Source organism: Candidatus Tisiphia endosymbiont of Dascillus cervinus, from assembly GCF_964026405.1.
Taxonomy (GTDB): domain Bacteria; phylum Pseudomonadota; class Alphaproteobacteria; order Rickettsiales; family Rickettsiaceae; genus Tisiphia.
The window spans coordinates 876,650-892,853 of the sequence record NZ_OZ032146.1 but is presented as its reverse complement, the minus strand read 5'-3'; the positions used below and the strand labels follow the sequence as shown (position 1 = coordinate 892,853).

Genomic DNA, 16,204 nt, shown 5'->3' with positions numbered 1-16,204 from the left:
TTAATTTCCCACTAAGTGTTTTTCTATAATATTTAAATAATTACCCAAAATTTGTTGGTTTTTATTAACAAATTCCAAAGCATTAGCCTGATAAACTTTAGCTTCCTGAGTACCAGTCTCAGATAGAAGATACTCAATTTTATTCAGCAAATCGTTTTCATCTCGAATTTGAGTAGCAGCTTTATTAGTAAGCATTTCATTAGTAATATTAGCAGAATTACTCATATCTGGTCCAAATATAATATAATTGGCAAAATATGCTGGCTCAAGTACGTTATGTCCACCTTGTTTAAATGAACCGCCAACAAATGAGATATACGCTATGCTAAAAAATAATCCTAGTTCTCCAAATTTATCAACGATGTAAAGATCATCAGTCAGAATAGGTATGTTTTGTTCAGACTTAATGCTATAGGTTAAATTTAATTGAGTACATGCTTTTCCTATATCATTTTTACGTTCAGGATGGCGTGGAATTAGAATAAAATAGCAATTTGGATATCGTTGTTTTATTGGTTTTATAACATTAAGTAATACTGATTCATCTTCCAGATGGGTGCTGGCAAATACGATGATTCTTTTAGTACTCATATGTTGTGCTAAAATTGCTAACTCGTGTTCATTCACGGATAATTTTTTGTTGGCAAATTTGATGTTGCCTAAATTTTCTATATTGTTCATGCCAAGTTGCATGAATTTCTGAAAATCGGTGTTACTTTGAACAATAATTTTACTAAAATTACAGGTAATTGACCTAAAAAATGAACTTATTTTTTTCCACGATTCAAATGATTTATCAGAAATACGTGCATTCAATAATAATAGTTCACAATGTTTTGCCCCTTCACTAATGAGACATGGCCATAACTCTGATTCAACAAAAATTCCTAGGTTTGGTTGCCAATTTCTAAAAAACTTTTTAACAAAAATAATATTGTCTATAGGAATGAATTGATGAATGGCATTTTGCGGTAGTTTTTGTTGTAATATTTTTCCAGAAGATCTAGTTCCCGAAGTAACCAAAAACTTTAAGGAGGTTTTTGGCATAGTTCTTTTTAACCAAAGATTATTAATATTTTCAACTAAGGTAAGAGCTATAATAGATTCCCCTACACTGGCTGCATGTATCCAAACTAAAGTTTCATTTCGTTTAGTATGTGTATGCCCAATAGCAAAACGTTCACCAATATTTTTTATCTCTTCTTTACCAACAATAACTCTCCATAGTAGTAACAGAACATACAGTGGAAGGAACAAAAAACTTAAGACATGATATAAATAAATCATAAGTTTATTTCACTGATGTTTAATGCTTGTGCCAAATTAATATCATCTTGATTTTCATTGCCTATAAAAACTAGTGGTGAACCTATAAAAGCTGTTATTTTACCAAAAGGTAGCGGCATAATCAGTTTATCCCAACTCTTAAGTAAAAAATATCTAGAAGCCTGACAAGAAACCGGTATTAATTTTATATTATATTTTTGAGCAACTTTGTTAATATTACTATTTATTTTATAAATAGGTCCACGTGGACCATCTGGTGTGATCACTATATTACTACCGTTATGTAACTTTTTGACAATTGTTTTTAAAGCTGCTACGGAATTTTTATTAGTCGAACCATTTATTACCCCAAAGCCAAACTTATTGACAATATTACCAATTATTTTACCATCCGAATGAGGAGAAACAAGTGCATAAATATCTTTATGACCAGCAAATATTCCTGGACCGAAAGCCAGCCTATTATGCCAAAAAGCAAAAATCACCCCTTTTTGTGCCAAGAATTCTTGCTTATTGTAATTATCTGAAAAAACAAATTGCCAGCGACAGGTAAAATAAACCACTCTCAAATAAGTATACAATAACTTAGTAACTACACTAAGTACAAAATTGTTTTTTTTCAGAAGTTTCTTGATCATTTTAATTGATGACAAGCATTTTTTATACGCAAGCATGCTTGCTCCAAATTTTCTATCGAAGTTGCGTATGAAATTCTAAAATAACCTTCTAGACCAAATGCAATACCAGGAATAACCGCAACGTTACATTCTTCAAGCAGATATTCTCCAAAATCGTTACTATTTTTGATAATTTTACTAGTGGGAGTTTTCAAACCAAATAATTCATTACATTTAGGAAATAGATAAAATGCTCCTGCTGGTTTATCACAACTAACACCTTTGATATCACTTAGAATTGATAAGGTTAGGTCACGTTTTTTTTGAAAGTTTTTTGCATTAGGTTTAATAAAATCTTGAGTGCCAGTTAAAGCTTCAATAGCTGCCATTTGGCTTATAGAGCAGGGGTTAGAAGTACTTTGTGACTGAATAATAGTCATTGCCTTAATTAATGATTTAGGACCAGCCCCATATCCTATACGCCATCCTGTCATAGAATAAGCTTTTGATACACCATTAACAGTAAATATTCGATCTTTTAAATCCGGTGCTACTTGGGCAAAAGTATAAAATTTAAAATCATCAAAAATAATATGCTCGTAAATATCATCTGACATAACATTTACATTGGGATATTTGCGTAGTAACTCAGCAATATCTGCTAACTCTTGGTAAGAGTATGCAGCCCCTGTTGGATTACTTGGTGAATTAATAATTAACCATTTAGTTTTTTGGGTAATTACTTGTTCTAGAGCTTCAATAGTAAGTTTAAAATTGTTGTCAATGCCACAATTAACAAATACTGGAATCCCTTCAGCTAACATTACCATATCTGGGTATGAAACCCAATAGGGACTAGGAATAATCACTTCATCACCTGGGTTAAGAGATGCCATAAACAAATTATAGATTACTTGCTTTCCACCGCTGGACACGATTATTTCGTCTAAATTATAATCTATATTATTCTCATACTTGAATTTGTTCTGTACCGCTTGTTTAAGTTCCGGCATACCATCAACATTAGTATATTTTGTGAAACCATCTCGCACCGCTTTAATGGCAGCCTCTTTGATGTTATCTGGCGTATCAAAGTCAGGTTCACCAGCCCCAAGAGAGATTATATCTCTACCTAACTTTTTTAGTTCAAATGTTTTTTTGACTAAGGCTAAAGTTGGGGATGGTTTTATTAAATCTAAACGTTTAGCAATAAGTGACATGATTCTGTAGAACCTTATAATTATTTTCGTATTACGCGAATTTTGGATAAGAATTTGTTAATTCTTATCCAAAATTGGGGTGTATTATACTATAATTGTTAAAAAAAAACAATTCTTGAAAGCAGAATTTAGTACAATATAATTTATTACTATTAAGTATTAGTGTCATTTGATATATATGTTATCATATGATGAATATATGTTTAAAAAATCAAATTTATAGCAATTTATGTTCGGCAGCAAAATTATTCGTAACAGTTACGGCTCAATAAAAGACAAAATAAAATTATACTATAATTATATTAAGAATTTCCCATCTTGGTATAGGGAGAAAATCTTGACATCTATCAATTATTTTGTCGATGTAAAATATAAGGTAACGCACTTAAAAGAAACTAATTTTAATCTTGGTATAGAACATTTGTATAAAAATAACTTAAATGACGCTATACTAAGGCTTAAATTGGTTGACAAAATTCTTTGTCCTAACGACCATCAAGCTAATTATTGGCTTGGTTGGACATATTGCTTAAAAAATAATTATGAAAAAGCTTTGTATCATCTACAAAGAGCTTTTGAAGCTGATCAAATAAAGTTAGCATCTTTTCTACAAAATCATAATAATTTGTCAGAGATTCCACCGCAAATTTGGCATCAATATAAAAATCTTACCGCTGAATATTATGGCAATAAATTTCGTAGTAATAATAAACTATACCTACCTTACAGTTTTGTAAGTACAACTATGAATAACATAACAGACTTACCTGATAATTACCATATTTTGGAGTTAGGTAGTAATATAGGCTTAGTGGGTTATGAAGTGAAAAAGCGTTTTCCTGATGGCTTTACTTTTACCGGTGTTGAAAATTCAGAAATTATGAATAAGCTTGTTACCATATATGGCAATATTTATGATCAGTTATTAGAAATTTCAATATCGGATTTTATTAAACACAACTCTAATAAATATGATGTAGTACTGAGTTTTAACTCTCTTTCGTTTACTAAAAACCTATTAGATTATTTTAATTCTATTTATTCTATAGTTAATGTATTAGGATATTTTGCATTTTGTTTACCAATAGATAACGTCACAAACCTTTCATTAAAGAGAAAAGAATTTATTTTTACTATAGCAGATATTAAGAAAGCTTTAGGTCAAACTAAGTTTACCATATTAAATAGTGAAGAATTAGCTCTAGAAAAAAATGATAAATACTATATGGTGATTTGTAAGAAAAACCATTAATGAAGCCATGAAGCAATTTATATTACTGTTGTTAATTAATTTTTCTAGTATAATTGCAATAGCGAGTACTCAAAATACTCAAGATGATGAAGATTTTAGGTATGTTTATAATGAAGGTAAGGGATGTGCTCAAGTCTATGACCCTTATGAGAAACTAAATCGTAAATTTTTTGCCTTTAATTCTGTTTTAGACTATCTATTCTTACACCCTATTAGTATAGGCTATAAACGAATTAGTAATAATTATACTAGGGTTAGAGTGAATAGTTTTCTAGATAATATTAGTATGCCTTTGACTGTTGTCAATTATGGCTTACAAATGAATTATGATCAAACTATGAAAAGTCTGTGGAGATTTTTAATCAATGCTACGTTTGGTATAGGTGGGTTATTTGATGTAGCAGATAAAATTGGATTGAGAGTTACCAAACAAACTTTGGGCAGCACTTTTGCCCACTATGGAGTTGGTCCTGGACCATATTTAGTCATACCATTTTTTGGTAGTACTAATGCAAGAGATAGTACAGATGCTATATTTACAAATAGTTACTTAAATCCTATAATGTACCCGGTACATAGAGATTTTGAAATCATAGTTTCTAGTGTACAAGTTATACATACTAGGTTAGGATTATTACCATTTACTGACTATATAGGATGTAGTTCTACTGATCCTTACATAGCTGTAAGATCAGCTATGCATCAAAATCGTGAATCGGTCATTGTCTATCCTAATCAATTTAAATGCCCTAAACCTAATTAAGAGTAGTTACATTATGAAAAAAATCATTGTTTGCTTAATTTTAAGTTGTCTGTCTTTGTCAGCCTATTCTGCTACTGATGACAAAATGGCGGTTGATAATTATGTTAATCAACTAATAAGAGCTGGGCTAGATGTATGTAATGATGAGAGTTTAGATCAAGATGCCAAAATAGCTAAAACTAAAAAGCTAATTTTAGCTAACTTAGATCTGAATTGGATGGCTAAATTCACCCTTGGTGTTTATAGAAGAACTCTAACTCCTGAACAAATTAAACAATTCACAGAAGTTTACAGTAATTATGTAAGCAAGGTCTATGCTGATTTAGTAAAGAATTACCATGGTCAAGAACCTAAAGTTCAACAAGTGCGTGTTCTTGATGAAGGAGAGTTTATGGTAGAAATGTTAATAGGAACTGCTAAAGTAAATTACTTAGTACGTCAAGTAAAGGGTACAAGCGATAAAACTAATTTAAAAGTCTCAGATGTTATTACAGAAGGTGTTAGTCTTATCAATTCTCAACAGTCAGAGTTCATGAATATTCTCAGTAATAGTGGTTTTGATAAGTTAATAGATGAATTGGGAAAGAGGTCATAAAACCTACGAAGATTGATATCATTTTTTCTGCTATTGAATAGAAATATTTTTTATAAAACACTTAGTGCAAATTATAATTATTGTATACTACAAAAAATTAAACCAATTCTTAAACCAATTATTATAATTAGCATGAAAATTCTTGCAGGTCTTAGTCATAAAAAATTAGCCAGATATTTAGCTGAGGAACTAAATTGTCAATATGTGGAAACTTATATTACAGCTTTCGATGATACTGAAACAAGGGTACAAATCCTTGAAGATATGCATAAGTGTGATGTTGTTATAGTACAATCTACTTCTAGACCAGCCAATAACCACTTGATGGAACTTTTATTATTAGTTGATACGGTAAAAAGAGCAGGAGCTTCACAAGTAACTGCGGTTATACCGTATTTTGGTTACAGCCGCCAAGATCGTAGATCTTGTAGTTTTACTCTAGTATCGAGCCGTCTTGTAGCGAGTATGTTGGAAGTTGCTGGTGTTAATCATGTAATAACTGTCGATTTGCATTCACAGCAATTAGAGGGTTTTTTTAAAATTCCAATACAAAATCTTGATCCAATAAGTTTATTTGCTCCGATTATTGAAACTTATAATAATTCTATTATTGTATCTCCAGATGTTGGTGGTTTTGTACGTGTACGTGATGTGAATAGGCTTTTTAACATGAATATAGCTGTTATTAATAAAAGTAGAGAGGTCAAGAGGTCTACTAATAAATGCCAAATGTCAGAAATAATAGGTAACGTTTCCGGCAAGCATTGTGTATTAATTGATGATATTGTTGATAGTGGCGAAACCCTGTGTAAGGGAGCTAAGCTATTAATGGAAGTAGGAGCTTTATCTGTCAATGCTTTTATAACTCACCCAGTGCTTTCTAGCATGTCCAAAGAAAATATTCAGAATTCTGATATAATGAACGTATATATAACTGATACAATAGAAACTACTGATTTACCATCTAAGTTCCATGTAATATCAGTTGCTCCAATTATTATAGCAGCATTACAAAAATCTACAAAATCATGAGAATTTAAGACTTTATGCATACTGATAGATGTACACTTGAAATAGACTTAGCAAAAATTCGTGCTAATTATCGTATTATTTCTAAAATTTGTAAAACTTCAGAGATTGCCTCCGTGGTAAAGGCTAACAGCTATGGACTTGGTGCTGATGCTATCGCACCAGCCTTACAGATGGAGAATTGTCAGAGTTTTTTTGTAACCTCAGTTGATGAAGGAATATCATTACGTAAAGTATTGGGACAAAAATCTAATATTTTTGTGTTTAATGGTGTATTTAGCAATGACGTTGAGGAATTTAGAAATAGTAATTTAATTCCTGTGCTTAATAGTTTAAAACAAGTTGAAATTTGGCAAGAGTTTGCCTCTCTTAAAAAAGAAGTATTACCTTGTACAATCCATGTTGATACTGGTATGAATCGCTTAGGAATGATTGACACAGAAATGCAACATATAATAGACAAACCTGATCTATTAGTTGGCCTTGAATTGCAGTATATTATAAGTCATTTATCTGCATCTGAAATAGTTGATGATCCTTATAATTTACAACAATTAAAAAAGTTTAAGCATTATTTAAAATATTTCCCAAAAGTCAAAGCTAGTCTAGCTAACTCTAGTAGTATATTTCTAGGGAAAGAATATCATTTTGACTTAATACGCCCTGGTGCTGCATTGTATGGTATTAATCCTTTGGGTAATACATTTAAAAATCCAATGCATAATCCGATAAGACTAACTGCTCCAATAATACAATTGCAAGAATTACCACCGGAAAGTTACATTGGTTACAATATGACCTTTAAAACAAATAGTAATAGACTAATTGCTACCTTGCCTCTTGGTTATGCTGATGGCTATCCCCGGGCTTTTAGCAATTGTGGGGTAGTAGTTATTGATTCGCATTCAGCTCCTGTAGTTGGCAGGGTATCAATGGATTCAATTACTATTGATGTTACTGAACTCCCACCAAATAAAATTTTTCTAGGGCAACAAGCTGAAATTATAGGGAATTATTGTACTTTAGATAAAATAGCGAATATAATAAATACCATTGGTTATGAAATTCTTACTCTACTAGGCAGCAGATATAAGAGAGTATACAAAAATGATTCTTGATACCGTTAATTTATTAGGTAAACATACTATTGGTTTTGCAAGGACTATAGGGGCTTTTTCTCTATTTACTATTGCGGGAATCACTAGTATTTTTAAGAGACCTTTATACTACAACTTAGTATTAAAGCAGTTATTGTCTATAGGTTTTTATTCTCTACCAGTTGTAGCTATGACTACCTTTTTTTCCGGTGCTGTGCTGGCATTACAAAGTTATACAGGTTTTTCTCGTTTCTCGGCTGAAAGTTCAATAGCTACGGTGGTAGTCCTTTCAATAACTAGAGAGCTTGGACCAGTTCTTGCTGGTCTTATGGTTGCTGGTAGGGTTGGTGCATCAATTGCTGCTGAAATAGCTACTATGAGGGTGACTGAACAAATAGATGCACTTTATACTTTGTCAACTGATCCCATAAAATATTTAGTTTTTCCAAGAGTACTAGCTGCAGTTATTACATTACCATGTTTAGTATTAATAGGTGATATATTAGGAGTAATGGGTGGTTATTTGGTAAGTGTTTATAAGCTTGATTTTAATAGTTTTAATTATATAACGAATAGCTTTAAGTTTTTAGAACCAATAGATGTCATTTCTGGTTTGGTAAAAGCAGCAGTGTTTGGTTTTATTATCTCAATAGTAAGTTGTTATAGTGGTTATTATTCAGGTACAGGAGCAAAAGGAGTTGGGACGAGTACAACTTCCGCGGTAGTAAATTCTTCAGTTCTTATTCTAATCAGTAATTACTTGATAACAGAGTTGTTTTTTAAAATATAAGACTCGAGAATAGATTATGGATGAATCAAAAATAAAAATACGCTCATTATATAAATCTTTTGGCGATCATAAGGTACTTGATGGTATAGACTTAGATATAAAGCAGAATAGTTCAATAGTAATTCTTGGGGGATCAGGAACTGGTAAATCAGTGTTAATAAAGACTATAGTTGGTTTAATTCAGGCTGATGAAGGTAGTATAGTTATTGATGAAGTGGAAACTGTAAATATTTCAAGTAAAGATAGATTTAAAATGATGGAAACCATGGGGTTTCTATTTCAGGGAGGAGCTCTTTTTGATTCTTTAACTGTTCAAGATAATATTACATTCTTTACTGAAAAACTGTATAAATTATCTCCAAAAAATAAAGAGGAGTTAGCCGCATCTAAACTTAATTCTGTAGGTTTGTCTACAAAAATACTAGGTCTTTATCCATCTGAGCTTTCCGGAGGTATGCAAAAGCGAGTATCTCTAGCTAGGGCTATTTGTGGCGATCCGTTAATTCTTTTCCTTGATGAACCAACTACCGGTCTTGACCCTATAATGGCTAATGTTATCAATGAATTAATAATTAAAGTTCAAGAGGAGCTAAAGGCTACTACCATCACCATAACTCATGATATGAATAGTGCTTATATGATAGCTAAAGAGGTTGCTATGATTTATAAAGGGAAGATTTTATGGTTTGGTAAAAAAGATGAAATAAAAAATAGTGATAATCCTTACTTGCAACAGTTTGTTAATGGTTTAACTACTGGACCAATTGAGATTTAGTCATGGTGTATTCAATAATAGAAAGTCAACTAAATCTACAAAATTAAATAACAACCTCCATAGAACCTAATGAGTTTCTTAACCAAGTTTTTTGAAAATTGAAAAAATGTTATAATTATTTCAATTTTAGGTATATTTTTTAATTGACTAGCTAATGTATAAGTTGTAAAATATGTCTTTTAAGTAGCTTCTTGGTATACTGCTCGTAAATAGACCTCTTTCGAAACTCGCTTGTGCTGAGGGATTTGAAGGAGACGCTTCACCTTGAACCGCAGCGTACTCTAATGTACGTGAAGATTCGAGTACCGCATCGACGTACAAATCACCAGCAGAAGTAGAGTTTCGAAAGAAGTCTAATGAAGAGCTGGTAGACGATAGTATAACTTCAAGAAGAGCTAGGCAGTAGCAAAGTCGAGCTGCTAGGCGTACATTAGTACGTGAGCAGCTTCGATCTTTAGACATGACGACGCCAATTCTTGAAGTTCACCGAGTATACAAGCATTATTTATCGATAGCTTAAAAAAATTATCGTATATTACTTAGTGCTTGAGAGTTTTTTTGCTATACTACTAATGAGTATCATATAATTTAAGTTATTTATTATGGCTATTTCCCGTTTTCTTGATCCAAAAAATGATTTTTGCTTTAAGCAAATCTTTGGTACAGAGAAAAATAAAGATATATTAATTCACTTCCTTAATGATATTTTGGGATATCAGGGAAAAGATCAAATTATTGAGGTTAGTTTTCTTAAAACCATCCAAGATCCTGTAATTGCTGCATATCGGCAATCTATTGTCGATGTTTTGTGTAAAGATCAGAATGGCACGCAAGTAATTGTTGAAATGCAGGTTGGCGAACATAAGGGATTTGAGAAAAGAGCTCAATTTTATGCGGCTAAAGCCTATTCACAGCAAATACTTAAAGAAGATGAAAATCATAAAAAATTAGCAGTATATGCTAAGCTTAAAGGGGTGATATTTTTGGCTATTGCTGATTTTATCATGTTTCCTGACAAGAAAGATTGGAAATCAACCCATAGATTGTTAGATTCCAAGAGTTATGAGCATGATCTTAAGGATTTTTACTTCATCTTTGCTGAACTAAAAAAATTCCATAAAACCATTGATCAGTTAGAGAATATTGAAGAAAAATGGATGTATTTCTTTAAACATGCCCATCATAGTACTTTAGTAGAAATGGAGCATTTAATTGGTCACGATATTATCATTAAAAGAGCTTTCCAAGCAATAGATCAAGCCTCGTGGACGGAAGCAGAGTTAAATACCTATGATCATATAACCAAAACCCAACTAGATAATCTAGCAGTAGAGCAGTTCAAAATCGAACAAGCTGAAAAAGCTGCTGAAACTAGAGGTGAGGCTAGAGGCGAAAAGAAAAAAGCTATAGCTATAGCTAAAATTTTACTTAAAGAAAATATGACGTCTGAGTATATAGCCAAGATTACCGGTTTGAGTATTGAAGAAATCAACAAGCTAGAAAAGTAATTGATTACTTAACCATTTCTGTCCTCTAATTGAAAGTAGAGGATAAACTTGTTGTTTAATTTTTTGATAGTATTGTTTTATATAATTTATCTCATCTGCGTTTAGTATTCTGCGATCTATTAAATCTTTTGCATAAGGAACAAGGGTGAGAGTGTCAAACTCTAGATAATTTTCATCCTGTGAAGCATTTTTGACATACATCAGATTTTCTATTCTAATGCCAAATTCATTCGTTTTATAATAACCTGGCTCATTGGATACAATCATACTAGGTTCTAGAATAACGTTACTGCGTAAACTAATATTTTGTGGTCCTTCATGAACACTTAAGAAGCTACCAACACCATGACCTGTACCATGTGGGTAATCTTGTCCATCTCTCCATAAAAACTGCCTAGCTAGCACATCTAAATTACCTCCTGTAATAAGATTAACTGGAAACTTAATCATCGACAAAGCAATATGCCCCTTAAGAACTTGAGTGTAACGTAATTTTTGTTCTTTGTTAGGATACCCACCTATAGCAAAAGTCCTAGTTACATCAGTAGTACAACCGTTATATTGACCACCAGAATCAATTAATAATATACCTTTACCTAAGATTTTCTTTGCCCCCGTGCTTGTTGCTCGGTAATGAATTATAGCACTATTTTCCTTAAAGCCACATATAGTCGGGAAGCTATCCATAACATATTGATCTTGCTTAAATCTAAACTCTGTTAATATTGCTCCTAAATCATATTCAGTTTGATCTTGCAAATTTGGTAGTTCGAATAAATATGCAAAGAATTCGCATAGTGCCACCGCATCCTTAATATGGGAATTAATTGCATGGTTAATTTCAATATCGTTTTTACGGGCTTTAGCTAATTGACAGGGATCATTAATTTTTTCTATTATCTTAGTGCTTAGCAAATCTATGATATAATTGGAAGTGAAGTTTTCGTCAATTAGGACTTTATTAGCTTGACTCAATATATCAGCAAATTGTGCAGAAGGTAAGATAGTTACATGAGGACGAGCAAGTATAATATCTTGGTCTACCCTATTTGGATTAATAAATAAATATAGTTGGTTCTTAGTAATTAGGACTATAGCAAGCATCAATGGTGAATATGGAATGTCACTTGCTCTGAGATTTAATAACCAGCATATTGAATCTGCTGCAGTAACAATCATGGTATCTGCAGAATATTTAGTGAGTAGATTACGACACATGGTAATTTTATCACTATACGATTGACCAGCAAACTTATCATCATAAATATATATTTTTGATGATGGCTCAGCTGGTCTATTACGCCAAATTTGATCTACTAAATTATTAGATACTTTATGTAAACGAGGCTTTATTTTAGAAAATATTTTTAACTTAACATTAGTGAAGAGTTTCGCATCATATCCTAATATACCATCATTACCTAAATAATCATCCCAAGGAAAATAGGGTAAATCTTTAATATCAAAAATCTCAAAAATTTTTGGATCTAGTTCACGCTTACTTTGTTCTAGATAACGACCATCTGTGAAAAATATAACATTATTTTTGCAGATCACCACAATACCATTTGACCCACTAAAGTTAGTCATATATTGCAGTCGTTTAGCACTTTCATGAACATATTCGCTAAAATATCGATCATTAGACGGTACTATATAGGCATCTATTTTATACTTAGCGAAAAGACCCCTAATATTGCTAATACGTTCTTGCATTAAATTATTATCAATAAAAAAGAATTATCTTTCTCTGCTACTATTAGGCGATTTCTTAATTAAAGAACTCACATGGCTGGGAGCAACATTATCTGTAGTCAGAGCTTTAGCTGATATATCACTTGCAATGGATTTCCCAATCAGTTGAGCGGCTTTTAGAACTTCAGGGCTCAATGTTTTTAAGTTACCTAAAGATCTGTCTACCTGCTTCTCTCTTCCAAGCTGCGAAGTTCTACCTAGCATTCCATCAATAGGAGCTTTAAAATAATCAGCAATAGCTATAACTGCTCCAGTACTTAGCATTTTTTGGTTATTATCATCTTCTCTTAAAAAAGCTCGAATGCTGTCTGGACTACCACCAATTTTTGGTCCTAATTCGTATTGAGTCATTTGGTTTTTATTCATCTTCTCGGTGATAAAACTCTTCAAATTAGCACTTAATGCTTCTGGAGATAGTTGCATATATTCTTGTTTTTCTTGAGGCTTAAACTCCTTTCTACCTACCACTTCATCAATAGAGCAGTCAAAATAATTTGCAAGTTTGATTATGTTTTTTATTTCAGGACGTCGATTACCCAACATCCCTCTCATAGTAGTCGTAGGAATGCCTGCAAGTTCAGCAAGATCACTTGCCTTTAGTTGCTTCTCTTCCATTTTATTCCTAAGGAATTCTTTTATATTTTCAATCCAGCCCATTGTAAATATTTTTTTTATAAATTTGATCCGTGAAAAACGGTTTTTTCTTGACAACAAAGAATTGTCACAGTAAAGTTGTTTATCTTACTAAATGAACCAAGGAATTATTTAGTAAGATAAACTTTAAAAACTAAAACTATTCAGTACATAAATTCAACTACTACAAATATAGGTAAGTTGAATAAAAACGAAATAATACTAAATGTTAGTTAAGCACAAAACCTCAATCATAAAAGGAAATGCCCTATGAATATATACAATATTTGCTCAGTAATCAAATTTATTCTTGCTTATTTAGCAACTTTCTTTTTAAAAATGCAACCTCAACTACCCTATCTAATAATGAATAGGAATATTTTACCTACAATCATAGTAAGAGGGTTTTATGCAAAATGATTTTAATGATAAAGATCTAAAACAACTATATAGCAAGATTATGACTATATCAGGTTACATAGTTGCCATGAGATCAGAGTGTATAAGAGAAGCTAAAAAAACTGAAGATGCTCTAAAAATTCTAATCAAGCGTACATATGACATTAGAGGTGGGCTTTGGATATGTTTGATTACTATATGGTTTTTAGCCATACTTTTTTTGCAAAAAAACTTTTAGCCAGTACTTATTAAATTTACATTTTCGGCTACATGTTATTATTTGCAGATTTTGTCATCTGGGGCATAGTTATTCTTCTTCCATCTATTATGAAACCAAAACCATTGACCTGGATTTTCTTTAACCCAATTACCTAAAATTTGGTTAATGGTAAACATTATATTATAACAATCTGTTTTACTATTATTAGTTTTTTGTAATTGTATTGGTGGATGGATAATAGCTTTAAAATAACTGTTATTACTATTAGTGCGAACCACTTGTAATGGTATAATCGGGTAGCCGAATTGCAAGGCAATTTTAGCAATTGCGTGAGCAGTCATGGCCGGTCGGTCTAAAAATGGTACTTCAATGCCATTATTCATTTTTTGATCTACAAGCATGCCAATTGCGTATCCTGATTTGATTGCAGATATGAGATCTCTTACACCCTTTTCTCCTTTTGGAATTAGCTTTATATCACTAGTTTTACGCCTATCATTAATCAGCTTATCAATATAAGGATTATTTAATTTACGATAGATAATAGCAAATTTAGGATAAAATTTATTTATAATTTTAAGTGCAAAATCCCAATTAGCAAAATGCCCCGTAAATAATAAGAAAGGTTGGTGTGATTTCTGAAATTCTATTATATTATCAAGTCCGATTATTTCTACCCTTCTAGATAATTCTTCCTCTGACATATTATTAACATATGGAAATTCTCCTATAAAACTGCTAAAATTATCCCATACTTGATCAATGGTTACTTGAGTCTCCATGCTTAAACCATTTGTCTGATTCTTGCCAAAAATATTTTGAATATTTTCTTTTGCAATTTTATTGACTGGCAATAGAGGACCTATTTTCCTTGCTATATACCGACAAATTTGTACAGATTTGTCGATACCAAATGTTCCTAATATCTTTAGTACTATTAAAACGAAAAAATACTCAAGCAAATACTTAATATTTTTAAAGAATTTTTTCATATATTAAATCTGCTAATAATTTTTGATTATTTAGTAATAAATGTACATCACAACATATTATTGACAAGTTAGTATCACATATTTTTACGTAATCTTTTCTAGTTGTTATTAGAAGAGAATTAGATTTTTCTGATTGTTCTTTTAAATAGTCTAAATCTTCTTCACGATATTGATGATGGTCCGGAAAAATTTTATTACCAACTAACTGCAATCCATAATTTTCTAATGTAGAAAAAAACCGTTCAGGATTACCTATACCACTAAAAGCAAAATATCTCTTTGTTTTATCTATGTCTATAGTTGGAACTATTTGGACTTGAAAAAAGGGAAGCTCCTTATATAAGAAAGAAGGAGCAACATTACTCGAACCGACGAGAATAACTATATCCGCTTTTTCAATAGCTTGTTTAGGATACTCACGCAAAGGACCGGCTGGAATTAACAATTCGTTGCCAAATAACCTGTCAGCATCAACTGACAGAATAACAATATCCTTATAAAAATTAGGATTCTGCATTGCATCATCTACTATAACCACCTTTGGCTTAATTTTCTGTATAAAAGGCAGTATATATTGAATTTTCTTGCTAGCTATGACTTTACCATATTTTAATAGCATTACTGCTTCATCTCCGACATCTAGTGCTGTATGATGTGGTTCAACTAACAACGCCGTTTGCAGTTTACTGCCATAACCTTTAGTAATAATTATAAAATCAATATTAATAGCCTTCAACATTTTCGCAAGGAAGATCACTATTTGAGTTTTACCAGTACCTCCAATGCTTATATTACCGACACAAATTACTTTACAAGGAAATATTATAGGGCGTGCAATTATTTTTCTTAAATAACTAGCAAAAAGATATAACCAACTTAGTGGTAATAATAAATATGCTATAATGTTCTTGGTGTACCAAAATTTAGGATAAATAAGCCTGATCATAAGTTTAAGACAACTTAAGCCCTATCATAGAAATTATCATAGTCGTAATAAAGAAAACTCGCATGGCAGAGTATGGCTCGTTAAAACACACCATCCCTACTATTACTGTTCCTACAGCTCCGATACCAGTCCATATAAGATAAGCAGTACCAAGAGGAAGTTTATCTAGAGTTTTACTTAGACAAACAAAACTCAATATAGAAAAAATAATAAAAGCTATAATGGGTTTTACTTTGGTAAAACCCTCTGACAACTTCAGCGATATAGAGAAACCTACCTCAAATAATCCTGCAAATATAAGGAGAACCCAAGTTACTAGCATATTG

The 16,204-nt window shown here is 31.6% G+C and carries 17 protein-coding genes; 9 read left to right on the top strand and 8 right to left on the bottom strand.

From position 1 onward, the window contains the following. The 3 genes from waaA to AAGD19_RS04380 are packed head-to-tail and all read right to left on the bottom strand — an operon-like array spanning position 1 to position 3,124. The gene (waaA, locus tag AAGD19_RS04390; RefSeq protein WP_341747297.1) at positions 1-1,287 is read right to left on the bottom strand and encodes a lipid IV(A) 3-deoxy-D-manno-octulosonic acid transferase; all 1,287 of its coding nucleotides are present in this window, start codon (positions 1,285-1,287) and stop codon (positions 1-3) included. Then, positions 1,284-1,925, bottom strand: coding sequence for a lysophospholipid acyltransferase family protein (locus AAGD19_RS04385; protein ID WP_341747296.1), 642 nt, complete (start codon positions 1,923-1,925; stop codon positions 1,284-1,286). The genes waaA and AAGD19_RS04385 overlap by 4 nt, the downstream gene beginning before the upstream one ends. After that, the gene (locus AAGD19_RS04380) at positions 1,922-3,124 is read right to left on the bottom strand and encodes a pyridoxal phosphate-dependent aminotransferase (protein WP_341747295.1); all 1,203 of its coding nucleotides are present in this window, start codon (positions 3,122-3,124) and stop codon (positions 1,922-1,924) included. The genes AAGD19_RS04385 and AAGD19_RS04380 overlap by 4 nt, the downstream gene beginning before the upstream one ends. Positions 3,125-3,353: 229 nt before the next feature. Between AAGD19_RS04380 and AAGD19_RS04375 the strand changes: the two genes are divergently transcribed. The 8 genes from AAGD19_RS04375 (at position 3,354) to AAGD19_RS04340 (ending at position 10,933) form a co-directional block, all read left to right on the top strand. Then, positions 3,354-4,376: a class I SAM-dependent methyltransferase gene (locus tag AAGD19_RS04375; RefSeq protein ID WP_341747294.1), complete on the top strand. Its 1,023-nt coding sequence runs from the start codon at positions 3,354-3,356 to the stop codon at positions 4,374-4,376. A gap of 7 nt (positions 4,377-4,383) precedes the next feature. Continuing rightward, positions 4,384-5,139: a VacJ family lipoprotein gene (locus AAGD19_RS04370; protein WP_341747293.1), complete on the top strand. Its 756-nt coding sequence runs from the start codon at positions 4,384-4,386 to the stop codon at positions 5,137-5,139. Positions 5,140-5,152: 13 nt separating this feature from the next. Continuing rightward, positions 5,153-5,734: a phospholipid-binding protein MlaC gene (locus tag AAGD19_RS04365; protein ID WP_341747292.1), complete on the top strand. Its 582-nt coding sequence runs from the start codon at positions 5,153-5,155 to the stop codon at positions 5,732-5,734. A gap of 12 nt (positions 5,735-5,746) precedes the next feature. Continuing rightward, positions 5,747-6,766, top strand: a complete 1,020-nt coding sequence (locus AAGD19_RS04360; protein WP_341747291.1) for a ribose-phosphate diphosphokinase — start codon at positions 5,747-5,749, stop codon at positions 6,764-6,766. A gap of 14 nt (positions 6,767-6,780) precedes the next feature. Next, entirely contained in the window at positions 6,781-7,881 is a 1,101-nt protein-coding gene (locus AAGD19_RS04355; protein WP_341747290.1) for an alanine racemase, read from the top strand. After that, positions 7,871-8,650, top strand: a complete 780-nt coding sequence (locus AAGD19_RS04350) for an ABC transporter permease (RefSeq protein ID WP_341747289.1) — start codon at positions 7,871-7,873, stop codon at positions 8,648-8,650. The genes AAGD19_RS04355 and AAGD19_RS04350 overlap by 11 nt, the downstream gene beginning before the upstream one ends. A gap of 16 nt (positions 8,651-8,666) precedes the next feature. Then, positions 8,667-9,425, top strand: a complete 759-nt coding sequence (locus AAGD19_RS04345; protein ID WP_341747288.1) for an ABC transporter ATP-binding protein — start codon at positions 8,667-8,669, stop codon at positions 9,423-9,425. Positions 9,426-10,027: 602 nt separating this feature from the next. Further along, the gene (locus AAGD19_RS04340; RefSeq protein ID WP_341747287.1) at positions 10,028-10,933 is read left to right on the top strand and encodes an Rpn family recombination-promoting nuclease/putative transposase; all 906 of its coding nucleotides are present in this window, start codon (positions 10,028-10,030) and stop codon (positions 10,931-10,933) included. Here AAGD19_RS04340 and AAGD19_RS04335 read toward each other — a convergent pair. After that, on the bottom strand, positions 10,922-12,649 hold the full coding sequence (locus AAGD19_RS04335) for an aminopeptidase P family protein (RefSeq protein ID WP_341747286.1): 1,728 nt from the start codon (positions 12,647-12,649) through the stop codon (positions 10,922-10,924). The two genes, AAGD19_RS04340 and AAGD19_RS04335, sit on opposite strands and share 12 nt — an antisense overlap. A gap of 24 nt (positions 12,650-12,673) precedes the next feature. Next, positions 12,674-13,303, bottom strand: a complete 630-nt coding sequence (locus tag AAGD19_RS04330; RefSeq protein WP_341747285.1) for a helix-turn-helix transcriptional regulator — start codon at positions 13,301-13,303, stop codon at positions 12,674-12,676. A 427-nt stretch (positions 13,304-13,730) separates the two neighbouring features. Here AAGD19_RS04330 and AAGD19_RS04325 point away from each other — a divergent pair, with 427 nt between their 5' ends. Beyond that, positions 13,731-13,958, top strand: a complete 228-nt coding sequence (locus tag AAGD19_RS04325) for a hypothetical protein (protein ID WP_341747284.1) — start codon at positions 13,731-13,733, stop codon at positions 13,956-13,958. A gap of 38 nt (positions 13,959-13,996) precedes the next feature. Here AAGD19_RS04325 and AAGD19_RS04320 read toward each other — a convergent pair whose 3' ends face one another. Genes AAGD19_RS04320 through AAGD19_RS04310 form a run of 3 tightly spaced genes read right to left on the bottom strand, consistent with a single transcriptional unit; the run spans position 13,997 to position 16,200 of the window. Beyond that, on the bottom strand, positions 13,997-14,932 hold the full coding sequence (locus AAGD19_RS04320; protein ID WP_341747283.1) for a lipid A biosynthesis lauroyl acyltransferase: 936 nt from the start codon (positions 14,930-14,932) through the stop codon (positions 13,997-13,999). After that, positions 14,916-15,878 carry a tetraacyldisaccharide 4'-kinase gene (gene lpxK, locus AAGD19_RS04315; protein ID WP_341747282.1) on the bottom strand — a complete coding sequence of 321 codons (963 nt, stop codon included), beginning with the start codon at positions 15,876-15,878 and terminating at the stop codon, positions 14,916-14,918. Before lpxK ends, AAGD19_RS04320 begins: the two co-directional genes overlap by 17 nt. A gap of 4 nt (positions 15,879-15,882) precedes the next feature. Beyond that, positions 15,883-16,200: a DMT family transporter gene (locus AAGD19_RS04310; RefSeq protein WP_341747281.1), complete on the bottom strand. Its 318-nt coding sequence runs from the start codon at positions 16,198-16,200 to the stop codon at positions 15,883-15,885. Positions 16,201-16,204: the final 4 nt, after the last annotated feature.